This window comes from Georgenia satyanarayanai (genome assembly GCF_023715365.1).
In the GTDB taxonomy this organism is placed as follows: domain Bacteria; phylum Actinomycetota; class Actinomycetes; order Actinomycetales; family Actinomycetaceae; genus Oceanitalea; species Oceanitalea satyanarayanai_B.
The window spans coordinates 25,440-41,308 of record NZ_JAMBNZ010000002.1 but is presented as its reverse complement, the minus strand read 5'-3'; the positions used below and the strand labels follow the sequence as shown (position 1 = coordinate 41,308).

18 protein-coding genes are annotated in these 15,869 nt (G+C 73.8%); 4 read left to right on the top strand and 14 right to left on the bottom strand.

Annotated features, from left to right (window positions below):
- Nucleotides 1-112: 112 nt before the first annotated feature.
- Nucleotides 113-610: a CinA family protein gene (locus M3148_RS02395; protein WP_251303058.1), complete on the bottom strand. Its 498-nt coding sequence runs from the start codon at nt 608-610 to the stop codon at nt 113-115.
- Between the two features lie 114 nt (nt 611-724).
- Here M3148_RS02395 and M3148_RS02390 point away from each other — a divergent pair, with 114 nt between their 5' ends.
- Nucleotides 725-1,159 carry a DUF4383 domain-containing protein gene (locus tag M3148_RS02390; protein WP_251303057.1) on the top strand — a complete coding sequence of 145 codons (435 nt, stop codon included), beginning with the start codon at nt 725-727 and terminating at the stop codon, nt 1,157-1,159.
- Nucleotides 1,156-1,692: a DUF2231 domain-containing protein gene (locus tag M3148_RS02385; protein ID WP_251303056.1), complete on the top strand. Its 537-nt coding sequence runs from the start codon at nt 1,156-1,158 to the stop codon at nt 1,690-1,692. The genes M3148_RS02390 and M3148_RS02385 overlap by 4 nt, the downstream gene beginning before the upstream one ends.
- Nucleotides 1,693-1,701: 9 nt before the next feature.
- Here M3148_RS02385 and lgt read toward each other — a convergent pair whose 3' ends face one another.
- The 9 genes from lgt to hisI form a co-directional block, all read right to left on the bottom strand.
- Complete coding sequence (gene lgt / locus M3148_RS02380; protein ID WP_440136885.1) at nt 1,702-2,682, bottom strand: prolipoprotein diacylglyceryl transferase; 981 nt, start codon at nt 2,680-2,682, stop codon at nt 1,702-1,704.
- A gap of 138 nt (nt 2,683-2,820) precedes the next feature.
- Entirely contained in the window at nt 2,821-3,633 is an 813-nt protein-coding gene (trpA, locus tag M3148_RS02375) for a tryptophan synthase subunit alpha (protein WP_251303055.1), read from the bottom strand.
- Nucleotides 3,633-4,925, bottom strand: coding sequence for a tryptophan synthase subunit beta (trpB, locus tag M3148_RS02370; protein WP_251303054.1), 1,293 nt, complete (start codon nt 4,923-4,925; stop codon nt 3,633-3,635). Before trpB ends, trpA begins: the two co-directional genes overlap by 1 nt.
- Nucleotides 4,922-5,737 (bottom strand): indole-3-glycerol phosphate synthase TrpC, encoded by an 816-nt coding sequence (trpC, locus tag M3148_RS02365; RefSeq protein ID WP_251303053.1) that lies wholly within the window; start codon nt 5,735-5,737, stop codon nt 4,922-4,924. Before trpC ends, trpB begins: the two co-directional genes overlap by 4 nt.
- Nucleotides 5,738-5,820: 83 nt before the next feature.
- On the bottom strand, nt 5,821-6,099 hold the full coding sequence (locus tag M3148_RS02360) for a hypothetical protein (RefSeq protein WP_251303052.1): 279 nt from the start codon (nt 6,097-6,099) through the stop codon (nt 5,821-5,823).
- Complete coding sequence (locus M3148_RS02355) at nt 6,096-6,380, bottom strand: HGxxPAAW family protein (protein ID WP_251303051.1); 285 nt, start codon at nt 6,378-6,380, stop codon at nt 6,096-6,098. The genes M3148_RS02360 and M3148_RS02355 overlap by 4 nt, the downstream gene beginning before the upstream one ends.
- A 40-nt stretch (nt 6,381-6,420) precedes the next feature.
- Nucleotides 6,421-7,059 carry a Trp biosynthesis-associated membrane protein gene (locus M3148_RS02350; protein WP_251303050.1) on the bottom strand — a complete coding sequence of 213 codons (639 nt, stop codon included), beginning with the start codon at nt 7,057-7,059 and terminating at the stop codon, nt 6,421-6,423.
- The gene (locus tag M3148_RS02345; protein WP_251303049.1) at nt 7,056-8,615 is read right to left on the bottom strand and encodes an anthranilate synthase component I; all 1,560 of its coding nucleotides are present in this window, start codon (nt 8,613-8,615) and stop codon (nt 7,056-7,058) included. Before M3148_RS02345 ends, M3148_RS02350 begins: the two co-directional genes overlap by 4 nt.
- Nucleotides 8,612-8,989, bottom strand: coding sequence for a phosphoribosyl-AMP cyclohydrolase (hisI, locus tag M3148_RS02340; RefSeq protein WP_251303048.1), 378 nt, complete (start codon nt 8,987-8,989; stop codon nt 8,612-8,614). Before hisI ends, M3148_RS02345 begins: the two co-directional genes overlap by 4 nt.
- Nucleotides 8,990-9,128: 139 nt before the next feature.
- Between hisI and M3148_RS02335 the strand changes: the two genes are divergently transcribed.
- Together M3148_RS02335 and M3148_RS02330 are read left to right on the top strand one after the other, a co-directional pair.
- A complete protein-coding gene (locus M3148_RS02335) occupies nt 9,129-9,620 on the top strand; it encodes an OsmC family protein (protein WP_251303047.1) in 492 nt (163 codons plus the stop codon).
- Between the two features lie 113 nt (nt 9,621-9,733).
- Nucleotides 9,734-11,134: a hypothetical protein gene (locus M3148_RS02330; RefSeq protein WP_251303046.1), complete on the top strand. Its 1,401-nt coding sequence runs from the start codon at nt 9,734-9,736 to the stop codon at nt 11,132-11,134.
- Nucleotides 11,135-11,140: 6 nt separating this feature from the next.
- On the opposite strand, the gene M3148_RS02325 is transcribed toward M3148_RS02330, so the two are convergent.
- The 4 genes from M3148_RS02325 to M3148_RS02310 all read right to left on the bottom strand — a co-directional run bounded on the left by M3148_RS02325 (nt 11,141) and on the right by M3148_RS02310 (nt 15,812).
- The gene (locus M3148_RS02325; RefSeq protein ID WP_251303045.1) at nt 11,141-13,009 is read right to left on the bottom strand and encodes an ABC transporter ATP-binding protein; all 1,869 of its coding nucleotides are present in this window, start codon (nt 13,007-13,009) and stop codon (nt 11,141-11,143) included.
- Nucleotides 13,006-14,895 (bottom strand): ABC transporter ATP-binding protein, encoded by a 1,890-nt coding sequence (locus M3148_RS02320; RefSeq protein WP_308203201.1) that lies wholly within the window; start codon nt 14,893-14,895, stop codon nt 13,006-13,008. Before M3148_RS02320 ends, M3148_RS02325 begins: the two co-directional genes overlap by 4 nt.
- 87 nt (nt 14,896-14,982) lie before the next feature.
- Nucleotides 14,983-15,225: an SHOCT domain-containing protein gene (locus M3148_RS02315; RefSeq protein ID WP_251303044.1), complete on the bottom strand. Its 243-nt coding sequence runs from the start codon at nt 15,223-15,225 to the stop codon at nt 14,983-14,985.
- A 44-nt stretch (nt 15,226-15,269) separates the two neighbouring features.
- Nucleotides 15,270-15,812, bottom strand: coding sequence for a uridine kinase family protein (locus tag M3148_RS02310; protein WP_251303043.1), 543 nt, complete (start codon nt 15,810-15,812; stop codon nt 15,270-15,272).
- Between the last annotated feature and the right edge of the window lie 57 nt (nt 15,813-15,869).

Below are 15,869 nucleotides of genomic sequence, written 5' to 3'. Positions count from 1 at the left end.
TAGCGCCGCCGCCGGGGTCGCTCGACGACCACGCCGCAGTGTGGACGCCTGCGACCCACCTCACACGGTGCGCCGTCGGCCTACCGCCGACAGCCGACCTACCGCCGACAGCTCACTTCCCGCCGGCGTCCTCCAAGCCGGCCCCGAGGAGCTTCAGCGCACGGGCGGTCGTCGCGTCGAGGATCTCCTGCGGGTCACCGTCGAAGTGGTGCTTCTCGCAGGTCGTGCCCGCCGGCGTGTGGATCGCGATGAACACCGTGCCCACCGGCTGGTCCTCCTGCCGGTCGGGCCCGCCGACGCCGGTGACGGCGACGGCACAGTCCGCACCCAGCAGGCGCGCGGCGCCCTCGGCCATCGTCCGGGCGCACGCCTCGCTGATGACGGGGACGTCGGGCACGCCCAGCGCCTTCTGCTTCGCCTCGACGGTGTACGTGACGGCGCCGCCGGAGAACCAGGTGCCCGCGTTGGGGGCGGCGCCGAGGTGGACGGCGATCTGGCCGCTCGTGAGGGACTCGGCGGTGGCGACGGTGACGCCGCGGTCGATCGCGTGCTCGGCCACGGTCCTGGCGAGCTGCTGGGCGTCGTCGGTCAGGTGGGGAGTGTTGGCCATGGACGCGATTCTCACGTCCGCTCCGCCGGACGGCATCCGCTGGTCTCGGGATGCGTTGCGTGAGGGACGCCACGATCATGGGGCCACACCGGACCAACCTCGCTGGAGGACGACATGTCAACCACCCGAGACCCCGCGCCACACCGGGGGACGCACCAGTGGCTCGCGCTCCTCATCGGAGCGGTATACCTCGTCGTCGGCGTCGCCGGCTTCGCCGTCACCGGTTTCGACAGCTGGACCGAGCACGACCACAGCCAGACGCTGCTCGGCTTCGCGATCAACCCGGCGCACAACGTCGTGCACCTGCTCATCGGGTTGCTCGGCGTGGTGCTGTGGCGCAGCGCGAGCGGTGCCCGCACCTTCGGCTGGCTGCTCGTCATCGGCTACGGCGCCGCCTTCGTCTACGGTCTCGTCGTCGTCGACAATCCCGACGCGAACTTCCTCAACATCAACTGGGCGGACAACTGGCTGCACCTGGCCTCGGTCATCGTTGGCCTGCTCGTAGCACTGCTGCCCTACCGGACCGCGGCACAAGGAGCTGACCGATGAGCACGAGTGAGTCCCTGGGTGCACGGCTGGCAGCCGTCGTCGAGAAGGACGAGCGGCTGGACGGTCTCGTCGCCCGCCTGACAGGTCCTACCGACCTGCTCGTCGCCTCCCCCGGCAGGCGCGACCTGCTCCTCGGCAAGCAGCTCGGGCACGCCCTGCACCCCATCCTCACCGACCTGCCCATCGGTCTGTGGACCAGCTCGCTGGTCCTCGACCTCACGCTGCCGAGCTCCCGGCCGGCGGCCCGTCGGCTCGTTGGTCTGGGCGTCCTGGCAGCCGTCCCGACGGCGGTGACGGGCTGGGCGGAGTGGGCACGCACCGGCAAGCGCGAGGACCGGCGCACGGGCGTGGTGCACGCGGCCGCCAACGGTGCCGCGGTCGTGCTGTTCGCCAGCTCATGGTTCGCGCGCCGCTCCGGTCGTCACGCGACGGGTGTGGCGCTCAGCCAGCTCGGCACCCTCGCGATGGGCGCGGGCGGTGCGCTCGGCGGTCACCTCGCGATCGGACGCAAGGTGGGGAGCAGCTTCAGCTGACCCCGGCGCTCAGCCGTCGCCGCGCCGTTCCTCGGCAGGGGCGGGCGCGGCGTCGTCGTCGGCGGGGCGGGACGTCACGTCGTCGCCGGCGGAAGGGCGCGTCACATCGTCGTTCTCGACGGCGACCGCGTCGGTCCCACCCTCGGCGGGCCCGTGGCCGGGGAGCCAGATCTGCTCCTCCCGGCCACGGGTGCGACGCCCGATGCGGACGAAGATCGCGAAGGCGAGGAGGAAGACGAGAACCGAGGTCCACACGTTGAGGCGCACGCCGAGGACCGTCTCAGCGGTGTCGATGCGCAGGTACTCGATCCACCCGCGGCCCAGCGTGTAGAGCATGACGTAGAGCCACATGACGCGGCCGTGACGCAGGCGGAAGCGGCGCTCGGCCCACAGGAGCACGCCGACCATCGCGAGGTTCCACACCATCTCGTAGAGGAAGGTCGGGTGGAAGAGGAGCTCGGGGTCGGTGTAGCCGGCCACGCGGTGCGCGGCGTCGATCTCCAGGCCCCACGGCAGCGTGGTCGGGGCGCCGTAGAGCTCCTGGTTGAAGTAGTTGCCCAGGCGGCCGATCGCCTGAGCGACGAGGAGGCCGGGCGCAAGGGCGTCGGCGAAGGGCGCCAGGCGCAGGCCGCGGCGACGCATCGCGATCGCGGCACCGACGGCGCCGCCCGCAATCGCGCCCCAGATCCCGAGGCCGCCGTTCCAGATCTCGATGATCCGGGCCGGGTTCCCGTTCTCGCCGAAGTAGGCGTCCGGGGAGGAGATGACGTGGTAGATCCGGGCGCCGACGATCCCGAAGAGCACCATCCACAGCGCGACGTCGATGGCCGTGTCGCGCGGGCCGCCCTTGGCGGTGTAGCGGCGGTCGAGGATCCACCAGGCGGCGACGATGCCGAGCCCGATGGCAAGGGCGTAGGCCCGCAGCGGGAACGGCCCGAGGAACCACTCGGCCTGGGAGGGGCTCGGGATCGATGCGGGGAGGATCAGCACCCGGGCAGCGTAACGTGCCGGGCTGACGCCGATTCCCGATGCCGTGGGCGGGTTGTCAGGGACAGCTCAGTTGTCGGCGCGGGAGGGGGCGCCGGGGGGCGCCCGGGCCGGACGGGGGCCGCGGGCGGGCGGGCCGGGCTAGCGGCGGACGCCGGCGGACAGGTCCTCGACGAGGGTGCCGAGGGCGGCGAGGGCCGCCTTCTCGTCGGGGTCCTGGAGGGTGCGCACGAGGGCGGAGCCGACGATGACGCCGTCTGCGTACTCGGCGACCTCCGCCGCCTGCTCCCCCGTCGACACGCCCAGGCCCACGCACACCCGCTGGGCGCCGGCGGCGCGGGTACGGGCCACGAGCTCGCGGGCGTGGGTGTCGACGGCGGACCGCACACCCGTGACGCCCATCGTCGAGGCCGCGTAGACGAAGCCGCGGGAGGCCTCGGCGGTCATCGCCAGGCGGTCGTCGGTGGAGCTGGGGGCGACGAGGAAGACCTTGTCGAGGCCGTGCTCGTCGGCGGCGGCGACCCAGTGGCCGGCCTCGTCGGGGATGAGGTCGGGCGTGATGAGCCCGGCGCCGCCCGCGCTGGCGAGGTCGCGCGCGAAGCGCTCGACGCCGTAGCGCAGCACCGGGTTGTAGTACGTCATGACCAGGACGGCCGCACCGGTCGCAGCGACCTCCTCGACGGCGCGCAGCACGTCGGTGATGCGCGTGCCCTGCGCCAGCGCCTGGGTGGTCGCGTGCTGGATGACCTCCCCGTCCATGCCCGGGTCGGAGTAGGGCAGCCCGAGCTCGACGACGTCGGCTCCGGCCGCGACGGCCGTCCGCGCGGCGGCGACCGACCGGTCGACGGTCGGGAAGCCCACGGGCAGGTAGATGACCAGGCCCTTGCGGTCCTCGGCGAGGGCGGCGTCGATGGCCGCGGCGGAGCCCCGGCGGGAGGTCGTCTGCTGGTCCATCAGTTCTCCACGCTCCCCGTCGCCTCGTAGCCGGCACCGTCCACGGAGCCGGTCTTCGCCTCGTCCTGCGGCCTGGCTGCCGACTCGTCGTCGAGCAGCCCGAACCACGCCGCAGCCGTCTCCACGTCCTTGTCCCCGCGACCGGAGAGGTTGACGAGGATGGTCGGGGCCGGCTCGCCGGCGTCCGCCGCGGCCTTGCCGATCTGGATCGCGCCGGCCAGCGCGTGCGCGCTCTCGATCGCCGGGATGATGCCCTCGGTGCGGCACAGCAGGCGGAAGGCCTCCATCGCGGAGGCGTCGTCGATGGGGATGTACTCGGCACGGCCGGCCTCGGCGAGCCACGCGTGCTCGGGGCCCACGCCGGGGTAGTCGAGCCCGGCGGAGATCGAGTGCGACTCCACCGTCTGCCCGTCCTCGTCCTGGAGGAGGAAGGTGTGCGCGCCGTGGAGCACGCCGGGCGTGCCGGCCGTGATGGAGGAGGCGTGCCGGCCCGTCTCCACACCGTCACCCGCCGCCTCGCAGCCGACCAGGCGCACGCCGTCGTCGTCGAGGAAGGCGTTGAAGACGCCGATGGCGTTGGAGCCCCCACCGACGCAGGCGACGACGGCGTCGGGCAGGGAGCCGGTGAGCTCGAGCACCTGCTCGCGCGCCTCCTCGCCGATGATCTTCTGCAGGTCGCGGACCAGCCCCGGGAAGGGGTGGGGCCCGGCGGCGGTGCCGAAGACGTAGTTCGTCGTCTCCACGTTCGTCACCCAGTCGCGGAAGGCCTCGTTGATGGCGTCCTTGAGGGTGCGCGAGCCGCTGGAGACGGGCACGACCGTGGTGCCGAGCAGCTCCATGCGCGCGACGTTGAGCGCCTGGCGGCGCACGTCCTCCTCACCCATGTAGATGACGCACTCCAGGCCGAGCAGCGCGGCCGCGGTGGCGGTCGCGACGCCGTGCTGGCCGGCGCCGGTCTCAGCGATGACGCGCTTCTTGCCGAGCTTGCGGGTGAGCAGCGCCTGCCCGAGGACGTTGTTGATCTTGTGGGACCCGGTGTGGTTGAGGTCCTCGCGCTTGAGGATGACCCGCGCGCCTCCGGCGTGCTGGGCGAAGCGCGGCACCTCGGTGATGATGCTCGGGCGTCCGGTGTAGGTGCGGTGCAGCTCGTCCAGCTCCGCCTGGAAGGCGGGGTCCTCACGCAGCTCGCGCCACGCGACGTCGAGCTCGTCGAGCGCGGCGACGAGCGCCTCGGCGACGAAGCGTCCCCCGAAGCGTCCGAAGTACGGTCCCTCGGCCTGGCTCAGGCTCACGGGCGCACCGCCCGCAGCGAGGGGTGGGAGGCGGCGGCGACCATGTCGGCCACGGCCTGGCGGGGCGTGCCCTGGGTGACGAGCGCCTCGCCGACGAGGACGACGTCCGCGCCGGCACGGGCGTAGTCGAGGACGTCGTGGGGGCCGCGGACACCGGACTCGGCGACCCTGAGCAGACCGTCGGGGACGACGTCGACGACCTTGGCGAAGACGGAGCGGTCGACCTCGAGGGTGTGGAGGTTGCGGGCGTTGATCCCCACGACCTGCGCGCCGGCGTCGACCGCGCGCCTGGCCTCCTCGCGGTCGTGCGCCTCGACGAGGGCGGTCATCCCGAGGGAGTGGACGCGCTCGACGAGCGAGGTGAGCACGGTCTGCTCGAGCGCGGCGACGATGAGGAGGACGAGGTCCGCGCCGTAGGCCCGGGCCTCCCACACCTGGTAGGGCGTGACGACGAAGTCCTTGCGCAGGACGGGGACGTCCACCCGGGCGCGCACGGCGGCGAGGTCCTCGAGGGACCCGCCGAAGCGGCGGCGCTCGGTGAGCACGGAGATCGCGCTGGCGCCCCCGGCCTCGTAGTCCACGGCCAGCCCGGCGGGGTCCGCGATGTCGGCGAGTGCGCCCTTGGAGGGGCTGGAGCGCTTGACCTCGCCGATGACCGTGACGGCCGCCTCACCGCCGCGCAGCGCCGCGACCGCGTCCTTGGCGCCCGGCTGCTGCTGTGCACGCTCCTTGAGCGCGTCGAGCGACACACGCGCCTCACGCTCGGCAAGGTCCTCACGAACTCCGGCAACGATGTCTTCCAGGACCGTCACGGTGTCTCCCTCCCCTGGTTCCGACCTTCATCGTAGGTGCCCCGGGACAACCGCCCGCCCACCGTCCGGCTGGCGGGCGCGGACTAAAGACCGATGACCACGCCGACGACGGCGAGCAGCCACAGCAGCGACCCGACGGCCCCGAGCAGGATCCCCGCGACCGCCTGCGGCCGGTTGGTGGCCCGACCCGCGGACGCCGCGAGGACGCCGTTGACGCCGAGGACGACCGCGGTGATGCTCACGACCGTCCCGAGGAGGACGACGGCGGTCGCCGCCGGCGCGAGGAGCGCGACGAGGCCGAGCACGCCCAGTGCGAGCGACCAGCTGCCGTGGCGGTTGCCGTCCGTGGAGGGCTCCCTCACGAGTACCAGGTGTGCTCGCCGCCCTGCGGCGGCTTCTCCCGGTTCCGCGGCTGGCCCATGCCCATGACGCTGAGGACCCCGCTCACGACGAGCGCGAGCACGAGGAGCGCCACGCCGACGACGAGCAGCCAGGTCTCCCACATCATGATGCTCAGGGCGACGACGACGGCACCCAAGCACACGCCCCAGAACATCACCCAGCCGGCGACGGTCTTGCCCTCGTTGTGGAACGGGGCGACCGGCGGCAGGTCGTAGTCGCGGCTCGTGCCGTCTTGCACCATGGTTCGCGTCCTCTCAAGCGGTCGTGGTCTGCGGGTCAGCCTATCGGTGCTCGGGCTCGGTGGGGTCCTCGCCCCGCCCGAGCGCGTCCCAGTCGTCCATCGCGCGGACCCGCTCGTCCCGCGCCTCGGCGTCGGGCGTGGGACGGGGACGTTCCCCCACCGCGGGTGCGCGCTCGAAGCGCCGTCCGCCCGCCGTCGCCGTCCTCGCGGCACGCAGGACGAGGACGGCGGAGGCAGCGACGAGCACGCCCGCCGCGACCGCGAGCCAGGGCCACAGGGTGGTGGAGGGCTCGGCTGAGATCTCGCGCACACCGCTGACCGCAGCGGCGGCCGCGAGGAGCGGGGGCCGCGGGTCGAGGAGGAAGCCGACCGCCGCGGCGGCGAGGAGCGCACCGAGGGCGAGGAGCGCGACGGCGCACAGCCGGCTCACCCACCGGCCCCCGAGCGCGACGGCCAGTGCCGTCGCGAGGACGGCCAGACCGGTGGCGGTGGTGGCGGGCGCGGCGTCGCCGCCGGTGACCGTGACGGTCTGCTCGGCGATCACCGTGGGCACGGTCGCGCTCGCCCACGGCAGCAGCGACAGGCCGAAGGTGACGGCACCGAGGACGAGGACGACGACGACGGCGCGTCCCCGGCTCACCGGCGGCCGGCCCCGGGACGTGTTCTCCGCCGTCGTCATCCCTGCTCCGAGAGCGGACGCAGGGCCGCGGCGACCCGGACGGCCCGGAGCGCGGCGGCGGCCTTGTTGCGGGACTCCTCGTACTCGAGCTCCGGCACGGAGTCGGCGACGATCCCGGCCCCGGCCTGCACGCTCGCGACGCCGTCGCGGATGTAGGCGGTGCGGATCGCGATGGCCATGTCGGCGTCGCCGGCGAAGTCGAGGTAGCCGATCGTCCCGCCGTAGATGCCGCGGCGGGCGGGCTCGAGGTCGTCGATGAGCTCGATGGCACGCGGCTTGGGGGCGCCGGAGAGCGTGCCCGCGGGGAAGGTCGCGACGAGGCTGTCCAGCGCCGTCGACGTCTCGCGCAGGCGGCCGGTCACCGTGGAGGAGATGTGCATGATGTGGCTGTAGCGCTTGACCTCCATGAGCTCGACGACCTCCACGGTGGTGGGCTCGCAGACCTTGACGAGGTCGTTGCGGGCGAGGTCGACGAGCATGATGTGCTCGGAGCGCTCCTTGGGGTCGGCGAGGAGCTCCTCCCCCAGCGCGTGGTCCTCCTCCGCGCCGGCGCCGCGCGGACGGGAGCCGGCGATCGGGAAGGTGACGACCGTGCCGTCGGTGACCTTGACGAGGGTCTCGGGGCTCGAGCCGACGACAGCGAAGCTCGCCGAGCGCCCCTCGCCCGGCTCGTCGGGCAGCTCGAGGTAGTACATGTACGGGCTGGGGTTGATCGTCCGCAGCGCCCGGTAGACCTCGAGCGGGGCGGCCGGGGAGTCGACGTCCACGCGCTGGGACAGGACGAGCTGGAAGACCTCCCCGTCCCGGATCGCCTGCTTGGCGGCCTGGACGCCGCTCTCGAAGTCCTCACGGGTGGTGCGGTAGCGCAGCTCGCCCGCAGGCGCCTGCGCGCCGGGTGCGGTGACGGCGGCGTGGCTGGCGACGGGCTCGAGGAGCGCGGCCTGCATCGCGTCCAGACGCGCGACGGCGTCGGCGTGGGCCTGGTCGACGCGCTCGCCGGTGTCGTCGAAGTTGATGGCGTTGGCGATGAGCCACACCGAGCCGTCGGCGTGGTCGACGGCGGCGAGGTCGGTGGCCAGGCACAGCGCGACCTCGGGGGCATCGAGCTCGGTGGGCGCGTTCGCGCGCAGCCGCGGCTCCCACTGGCGCAGCACGTCCCAGCCGAGGGAGCCGACCAGGCCGCCGGTCAGCGGGGGCAGGTCCGGCAGGGCGGGGGTGTGCAGGACGCGCAACGTCTCGCGCAGGACGTCGAGGACCGGGCCCTCGGTGGGCACGCCCACCGGGACGTCACCGAGCCAGCTCGCGCGGCCGCCTCGGGACAGGAGCGTGGCGCGGGAGCGGACACCGACGAAGGACCACCGCGCCCAGGCGCCGTGCTCGGCGGACTCGAGGACGAAGGTGCCCGGTCGGCCCGCGGCCAGCTGGCGGTACAGGCCCACGGGCGTGACGTCGTCGGCGAGGAGACGGCGGACGACCGGGACGACGCGGCGGTCGGCGGCGAGCTCGCGGAAGGTGGGCAGATCCGGCCAGGTCGTGCCCCACTCGGGGGCGCTCACGCCGGGTCCCCCGCGGCGGTGTCGCCGACGACGGCGCCGAGGTCGCCGCCCGCCTCGAAGCACGTGCGGGTGCCGGTGTGGCACGCCGGACCGACCTGCTCCACGCGCACGAGCAGGGCGTCGCCGTCGCAGTCGAGCGCGACGGAGCGCACGTGCTGGACGTTGCCGGACGTGTCCCCCTTGCGCCAGTACTCCTGGCGCGAGCGCGACCAGTAGGTGGCGCGGCCGGTGGTGAGGGTGCGGGCGAGGGCCTCGTCGTCCATCCAGCCGACCATGAGGACCTGGTCGGTGGAGTCGTCCTGGACGACGGCGCAGACGAGGCCCGTGCTGTCGCGCTTGAGACGGGCGGCGATCGTGGGGTCGAGGCTGGACACCCGTCGATCTTGCCAGACAAGGACGTCTCGCCGGGCGGGACAGGCTGGGCTGGCCGTCTCGGTGCACGGTGCGGGCGTGTGCCGGGGGGCCGGTGCTTCCTAGCGTGCGAGGACCAGCACCGACCACAGGGAGAGCACGATGACCACCACGACCGCCACCGCTACGCCGACCACCGACCCGACGCCGCGCCTCGCGTCCTTCACCGCGACCGGCCGCTCGACGGGCCAGCTGTCCACCGCCGTCTCGGCCCGCCAGTTCGGCTTCGTCGTCGCCGAGCCGCCCTCGCTCGGGGGCACCGATGAGGGGGCGAACCCGATCGAGTACGTCCTCGGCGCGCTCAGCGGGTGTGTGACCGTCGTCGTCGAGACGGTCGCCGCCGAGCTGGGGATCGCCGTCGACGGCGTCGGGACCGGGGCGACCGGCACCTTGGACATCCGCGGCTTCGCCGGGACCGCGGACGTCTCCCCGCACTTCCAGACGCTCGCCCTCACCATCACGCTGACCACCACCGTCCCCGAGGAGGAGCTCGCCGAGCTCAAGGCCCAGGTCGTCCGCCGCTGCCCCCTGTTCAACCTCGTCCGCGACGCCGGCGTGCCGATCGAGGAGACCTGGCTCGTCCAGGCGGTCTGACGGGTCCGCTACCCGAAAGGGCAGAGCTCGCCGCCTGTGGGGCCGGCGCCTGGCCGGCCGGTGCGGCGCGCGCGCATACTGGGGGCACCTATCCTCGGGCCAGGAGCGCAGCCATGGCCGAGCACGAGCACCGGGCGGTACTGCCGCCCCCGCCGCGACCGTCGCGTCTGCACGAGCGCCCGGCGCCGTCGGAGGCCGGTCCCTACCGCGCCGGCCGCCCTCACGACGCCGTATCGGTCCTCGGACTCCAGCGCCGGGTCGGGAACGCCGGGGTGACCCGGCTCGTCCAGCGCCAGGCCCCCGTCCCTGCGCCGGCCCCGGCGGCGCCCGCCGTCGCCCGCACGGAGCTGGAGCGGCGGTTCAACGGGAACTACGAGATCGCCGCGCAGGCCGTCAAGGGCCTGTGGGACTCCGCCGGGGGTGTCATCGCACGCCAGCAGCAGGCCGTCATCGACTTCACCGGGCCGGGCGGCGCCGCCACCAACGCCCAGCCGTCGTTCACCGAGGACGTCGTCGTGGGGGCGCTGGAGACGGCGCTCGGACTGGCCCTGGGCGGGGTCGGCGGGGCCATCACCTCGCGGCTGGGCAGGACCATCCGCGCGGCGGCCCTCGCCGGTGCCATCCAGGGAGAGGTGAGCGGCCGGGCGCCGGCCGAGCTCGCCGTCGCCGCCGGGATCCTGGCCCAGAAGTACGTGAGCCAGATCGTCGAGCACGGGCAGGGCAAGGTGAAGACCTACGTGAGCAGCGCCGTCCGGGGGAACCTCCCGCAGGCGACCCCGCTCGCCCAGTTCGGCCGCGGCCAGCAGGACACGCTCAACGAGGTCTCCATCACCCAGGGCGAGCTGCTGCTCGAACGGATCGCGAACGCGCCCGCCGAGGAGCGGTGGATCGTCGCGCAGGGCCTGTACGACGCGCTGCGCGAGAGTCTGAACGCCGCCTACCTCGCCCAGCGGGACTCGATGACCGACGTCTGGTTCACCAGCCAGGTGACGTCCGTCGGGCTCGGGGCACGGCCCGGGGTCCTCAACATCGAGCTCGAGGACGTCTACGCCGACCACAGCGGCCCGCTGCGGATCACCGGCGGCAACCTGCTCGGCGCCGGGAACAACGACGCCGTGCGGGGCTGGGTGGCCGGTCGCCCGCTCGAGGACATCGGGATCCCCAAGGTCATCACGATGAACGGCAGCCTCGGGTGGGGCGTGCTGGACTGCATCTTCACCATCAAGCTGTGGTCCCCGCAGGCACCCGCGACCGGCCCGACCATCGGCCCCGCCACACCGAGCCCACTCCGGCTCTACATGGCCGGCGGCCCCCAAGAGGTCACCGAGGTCGGCGGGAACCGGTGGGGGCCGACATGGCTCGCGGCCTACCACCACGGCCTGCAAGACCTCGACAACGACGACGACCGCGTCACCCGGGACGCCGTCTGGGCCGGCGCGCGCAAGGTGTGGGACAACGTCAAAGGGCGGTCGGTCACGTCCTTCAGCAGCTCCGTCGACGCGTCGAGCTGGTAGGCGGGCTCAGCGGGTCTGGCGGACCCAGCTGGCGTGCATGCGGGCGTAGACACCGCCGCGGGCGACGAGCTCGCGGTGGTGTCCGACCTCGACGACGTGGCCCGCGTCCACGACGACGACGAGGTCCGCCGCCTCCGCCGTCGAGAGCCGGTGCGCGATCGCCACGGACGTGCGCCCGGCCTGCAGACGCGACAGGGCCCGGCTGATGCGGCCCTCGGTCGCGGGGTCGACGGCGGAGGTTGCCTCGTCCAGGACGAGGAGGTCCGCATCGGCCAGGTAGGCGCGCGCGATCGCGACGAGCTGCCGCTCCCCCGCCGACAGCGACTCCCCGCGCTGCCCGACGTGCGTGTCGAGACCGTCGGTGAGGGTGGCGAGCCAGCCCGTGAGCCCGAGCTCGGAGACAGCGGCCTCGACCTCCGCGCGGGAGTGCGGCGTGCGCCCGTAGGCGATGTTCTCGGCGATCGTGCTGTCGAAGAGAAAGCCCTCCTGCGGGACGAGCACCACCCGCCTGCGGAGCGTCGCGAGGGGCAGCTCGCGCAGGTCGGTGCCGTCGAGGAGCACCTGGCCGGTCGTCGGATCCATGAGCCGGCTGAGGAGCTTGCCGAGCGTCGTCTTGCCCGACCCGGTCTCCCCGACCATCGCCACGGATGTGCCCGGGGGAATGGTGAGGTCGATGCCGTGGAGCACCTCCGGGCCGCCGGGGTAGGCGAAGCGGATGTCGCGGAACTCGACGGACGCGGCGCGGGTCGTGGCGGAACCTCGCCTCTCGGGAGAAATCCGGCTGTCGGCGGGAAGGGGGCTGCCGGGAGGAATCCGGCTGTCGGCGGGACGGGGGGTGCCGGCGGGACGCGGGCGGTCGGCGGGGTCGGTGATCTCGAGCGGGGTCTCGAGGACGGCGATGACGCGCCGCCAGCCGGCGACTGCGTTCTGCAGCTCGTTGAGCATCTCCGTCGCGTTCTGCACCGGCCCGGTGAACATCTGGACGAGGAAGAGGAACGCGAGCAGCTGCCCGAGCGTGAGGTGCCCCTCCAGGGCGAGGAAGGTCCCGGTCACCACCGTCGCCCCGAGCGCCAGCGCGGAGAAGGCCATGCCGGTGGAGAAGGCGAGGGCGGTGAAGGTCTGCGCCTTGATCGCGTCGGCCCGGTGGTCCTGGACGGCGTCGTCGATGCGGCGCTGGGTCCGCTCGGAGGCGCCGTAGGCCCGGATCGTCTCGGCGCCGACGATCGACTCGGAGATCGCCCCGAGCATGACGCCCACCTTGACCCGCACGGCGCCGTAGGCCCGCGAGATGATCCGTTGCGCGCGGGGGGCCAGGACGAACATCGGCGTGAAGCACAGCCACACGACGAGCGCGAGCAGCGGGGAGTACACGAGCATCGCGACCGTCGCCATGAGCAGCTGGCCGATGTTGAGGATGAGCTGGAGCCCGCCGAACTGGACGAAGCGCGAGACGGTGTCGACATCGCTGGTGACGCGCGAGACGAGCGAGCCGCGCCGCTCGGCGTTCTGCGTGAGGACTGAGAGGTCGTGGACGTGGCGGAAGGTGCGCGTGCGCAGCTGGGCCAGGCCGCGCTCGCTCGCCCGGAAGAGCCGGATGTTGACGGCGGAGCTCGCGAGCCCGGCGACGAGGACGAACGCGAGGGCGAGCAGCGCCACCCGCACGACGACGGGCACGTCCGGTCCGTCGTCGGCCATGATCGCGTTGTCGGTGACCTGCTGGATGACGACGGGCACGACGACGCGGCCCGCGGTCGCCACCACCGCCAGCGCGAGGGTCCAGCCGATGCCCTGGAGCATCGCCGGGGACAGCTGCAGGCCGCGGCGGACGGTCGCGACGACGCCCAGATCGGAGGACGCGGAGATCGTCGAGCTCATCGGGCCTCCTCCTGCTCGGCGCTGCGGCGGGCGTAGCTCGAGGCGAGCTCGACGTAGCCGGGGTCGCGGGCCATGAGCTCCTCGTGGGTGCCGACGTCGACCACCCGGCCGCGCTCGAGGTGGACCACCTCGTCGGCCAGCGCGATGGTCGCGGTGCGGTAGGCGACGAGCAGGACGCTGACCCCGCTGCCGGCGCCGAGACCGGCGAGGATCTCCTGCTCGACGACGGGGTCGACGGCGCTGGTGGCGTCGTCCAGGACGAGCAGGCGGGGGCGGCGCACGAGGGCGCGGGCGATGGCGAGGCGCTGGCGCTGGCCTCCGGAGAGGGTGGCGCCGCGCTCCCCCACGACCGTGTCGAGGCCGGCGGGCAGCGCGCGGACGAAGCCCTCGGCGCGGGCGGTGCGCAGCGCGGCCCACACCTCCTCGTCGGTGACGTGGCCGGCGTCGTCGAGGGTGACGTTGCCGCGGACGGTGTCGTCGAAGACGAAGGTCGACTGGCTGACGAGGGCGACCTGGCGGGTGCGCTCGGCGTGGCTGAGCGCGCGGACGTCGACGCCGTCGAGCAGCACCCGGCCGGCGGTGGGGTCGACGAGGCGGGCGATGAGGGTGGTGAGCGTGGACTTGCCCGAGCCGGTGGGGCCGACGACGGCGACGGTGCGGCCCGCGGGCACGCGCAGGCTCACCTCGCGCAGCAGGGCGACGGTCCCGCCGCTGTCGGCGGTGGCCTGCTCCCCCATCTCCCCCGGGACCAGCCGCGCGGGCACCTCGAGGGTGACGGCCTCGACGTCGAGCGTGAGACCGCCCCGCCCGTCCAGCCGCCCGCCACCCTCGGGCATGGAACCCGTCGCGTCGACGACGTAGGAGAGGCGGTCGTGGCCCACGGTCGAGCGCGGCAGCTCGGCGAGGACGAAGCCGATGGCGCGCACCGGGAAGGTCATGAGCGTGAGGAGGTAGGCGATCATCACGAGGTCGCCGGTGTCGGCCGCGCCGCGGGCGACCTGCCCGGCGCCGACGGCGACGACGGCGAGGGTGGCCACCGAGGGGAGGAACTCGATGATCGGGTCGAAGACCGCGCGGACCTTGCCCATCTCGATGTTCGCGTCCTGCAGCCGCTCGGTGACCGCGGAGAAGCGCTCCTCCTCGACCGCCTCGGTGCCGAGGGACTTGACGAGCTGGGAGGCCTCGAAGGACTCGTGGGCGACGTCGGAGACCTCGGCCCGCAGCCGCTGGGAGGCGGCCACCCGCGGGGACATCTGCCGCCGGAAGACCGCGTTGACGATGACGACGACCGGCAGCACGGACACACCGATCACGCCCATGAGCGGGTCGGCGACGAGCATTGCGGCGCCTGCGACGACGAGCATGACGGCGACGCCGATGGCGAAGGGCAGCGGCATGAAGACGCCCGAGGCGGCCTCGGCGTCGGCGTTCGCGTTGGACAGCAGCCGGCCGGCGGGGTGGCGCCGGTGCCAGGACATCGGCAGCCGCAGGTACTGGCGGGTGACGCGCAGCCGGTGCGCGGCCTGGATCTCGAAGACGGCGGCACCGGCCCACACGCGCCGCCCGGCGACCGCGGCGGCGGTGACGAGGCCGACGAGAAGCAGCCCGAGACCGGCGAGCCAGACGTGGGAGGTGGGCACGTCGTCGCCGGTGAGGGCGGGGGTGATGACGCGGTCGGTCACCTGGCCGAGCAGCAGGCCCGACCCGACGGTGCCGACCCCGTAGAGCACCGAGCTGGCGACGGCGAGGGTCGAGGTGCGCGGGGAGTCGCGCATGCCGCGGCCCATGAGGGTGAGGGAGCGGCGCAGCGTCCCGCCGGGCAGGCGGTAGGGCCGCGGTCCGGGGCCGGGCTCGAAGCGCCGCGTCCGGGTGGTGGTCTCCGGCACGGCGGTCTACTCCTCAGGTCGCGGCGATCGGGCCAGGGAGGCCGCGGACAATCCTCGCACAGCGTTCCCCGGCGCACCCGCGGCGGCTCAGAGCTGGTCGAGCAGCCGCTCGCGGCGCCGCTCGTACTCCTCGTCGCTGATGGCACCGGACGCGTGGAGCGCTGCCAGCGCCTGCACCCGCGCCACCGTGTCCCCGGCCGTGCGCTGCCGCAGGGCGCGCATCGCGGCGGTGGCGACGAGAGCGACGGCGACGAGCACCGCGACGAGGACGAGGGACCACACCGCGTCATAGGTCGCGGGCAGGAGGGGGTTCTCACCGACGGTGGCCATGGCCTCACGGTAGTGCCGGGAGTCGCGCGGCGCCCGCGGTTCCGCTACTCGGTCGAGGTGTCGAGGAGGAGGTCCGCCGCCGCGCGCGCGTCCCGCTCGGCGAGCAGCGCGCTCTCCTGGGCCCCCCACGTCGACCACTGGTCCAGCCACGTGCCCTGGTCGCGGACCATCGCGCGGTGGTGGCGCTCGTACTCGGGCGCCTCGAGCCACACGAGGGCGTCGAGGTAGGGAGCACAGGGCAGCGATCCCGCACCGCACCCCTCGAGGACGACGACGGCGCTCGGCTCGACCCGCACCGTCCCGCCAAGCTTCCCGCGCACCCAGTCGTAGCGGCGGTAGGCACCGGTGCGGCCGGCGCGCAGCTCGGCGAGCACGCCCGTCGCGATCTCCTCCACGCCCTCCCGCAGCCCGCGCCAGCCGCGGTAGGCGTCCTCCAGGGCGAGGACCTGCGCGCCGGGCACGCGGTCGGCCACGGCAGCGGCGAGCTCGGTCTTGCCCGACCCCGACCGGCCGTCGACGCCCAGTACGAAAGGACGTGGGGCCGGACCCGCCGGGAGGAGTGCGAGGACGCGCTCGAGTGAGGTCACCTCGCGAACGGTACCGGCCGTCGTCGGGCACGGGCCGTTAGGCTCTGCCCAGCCGTG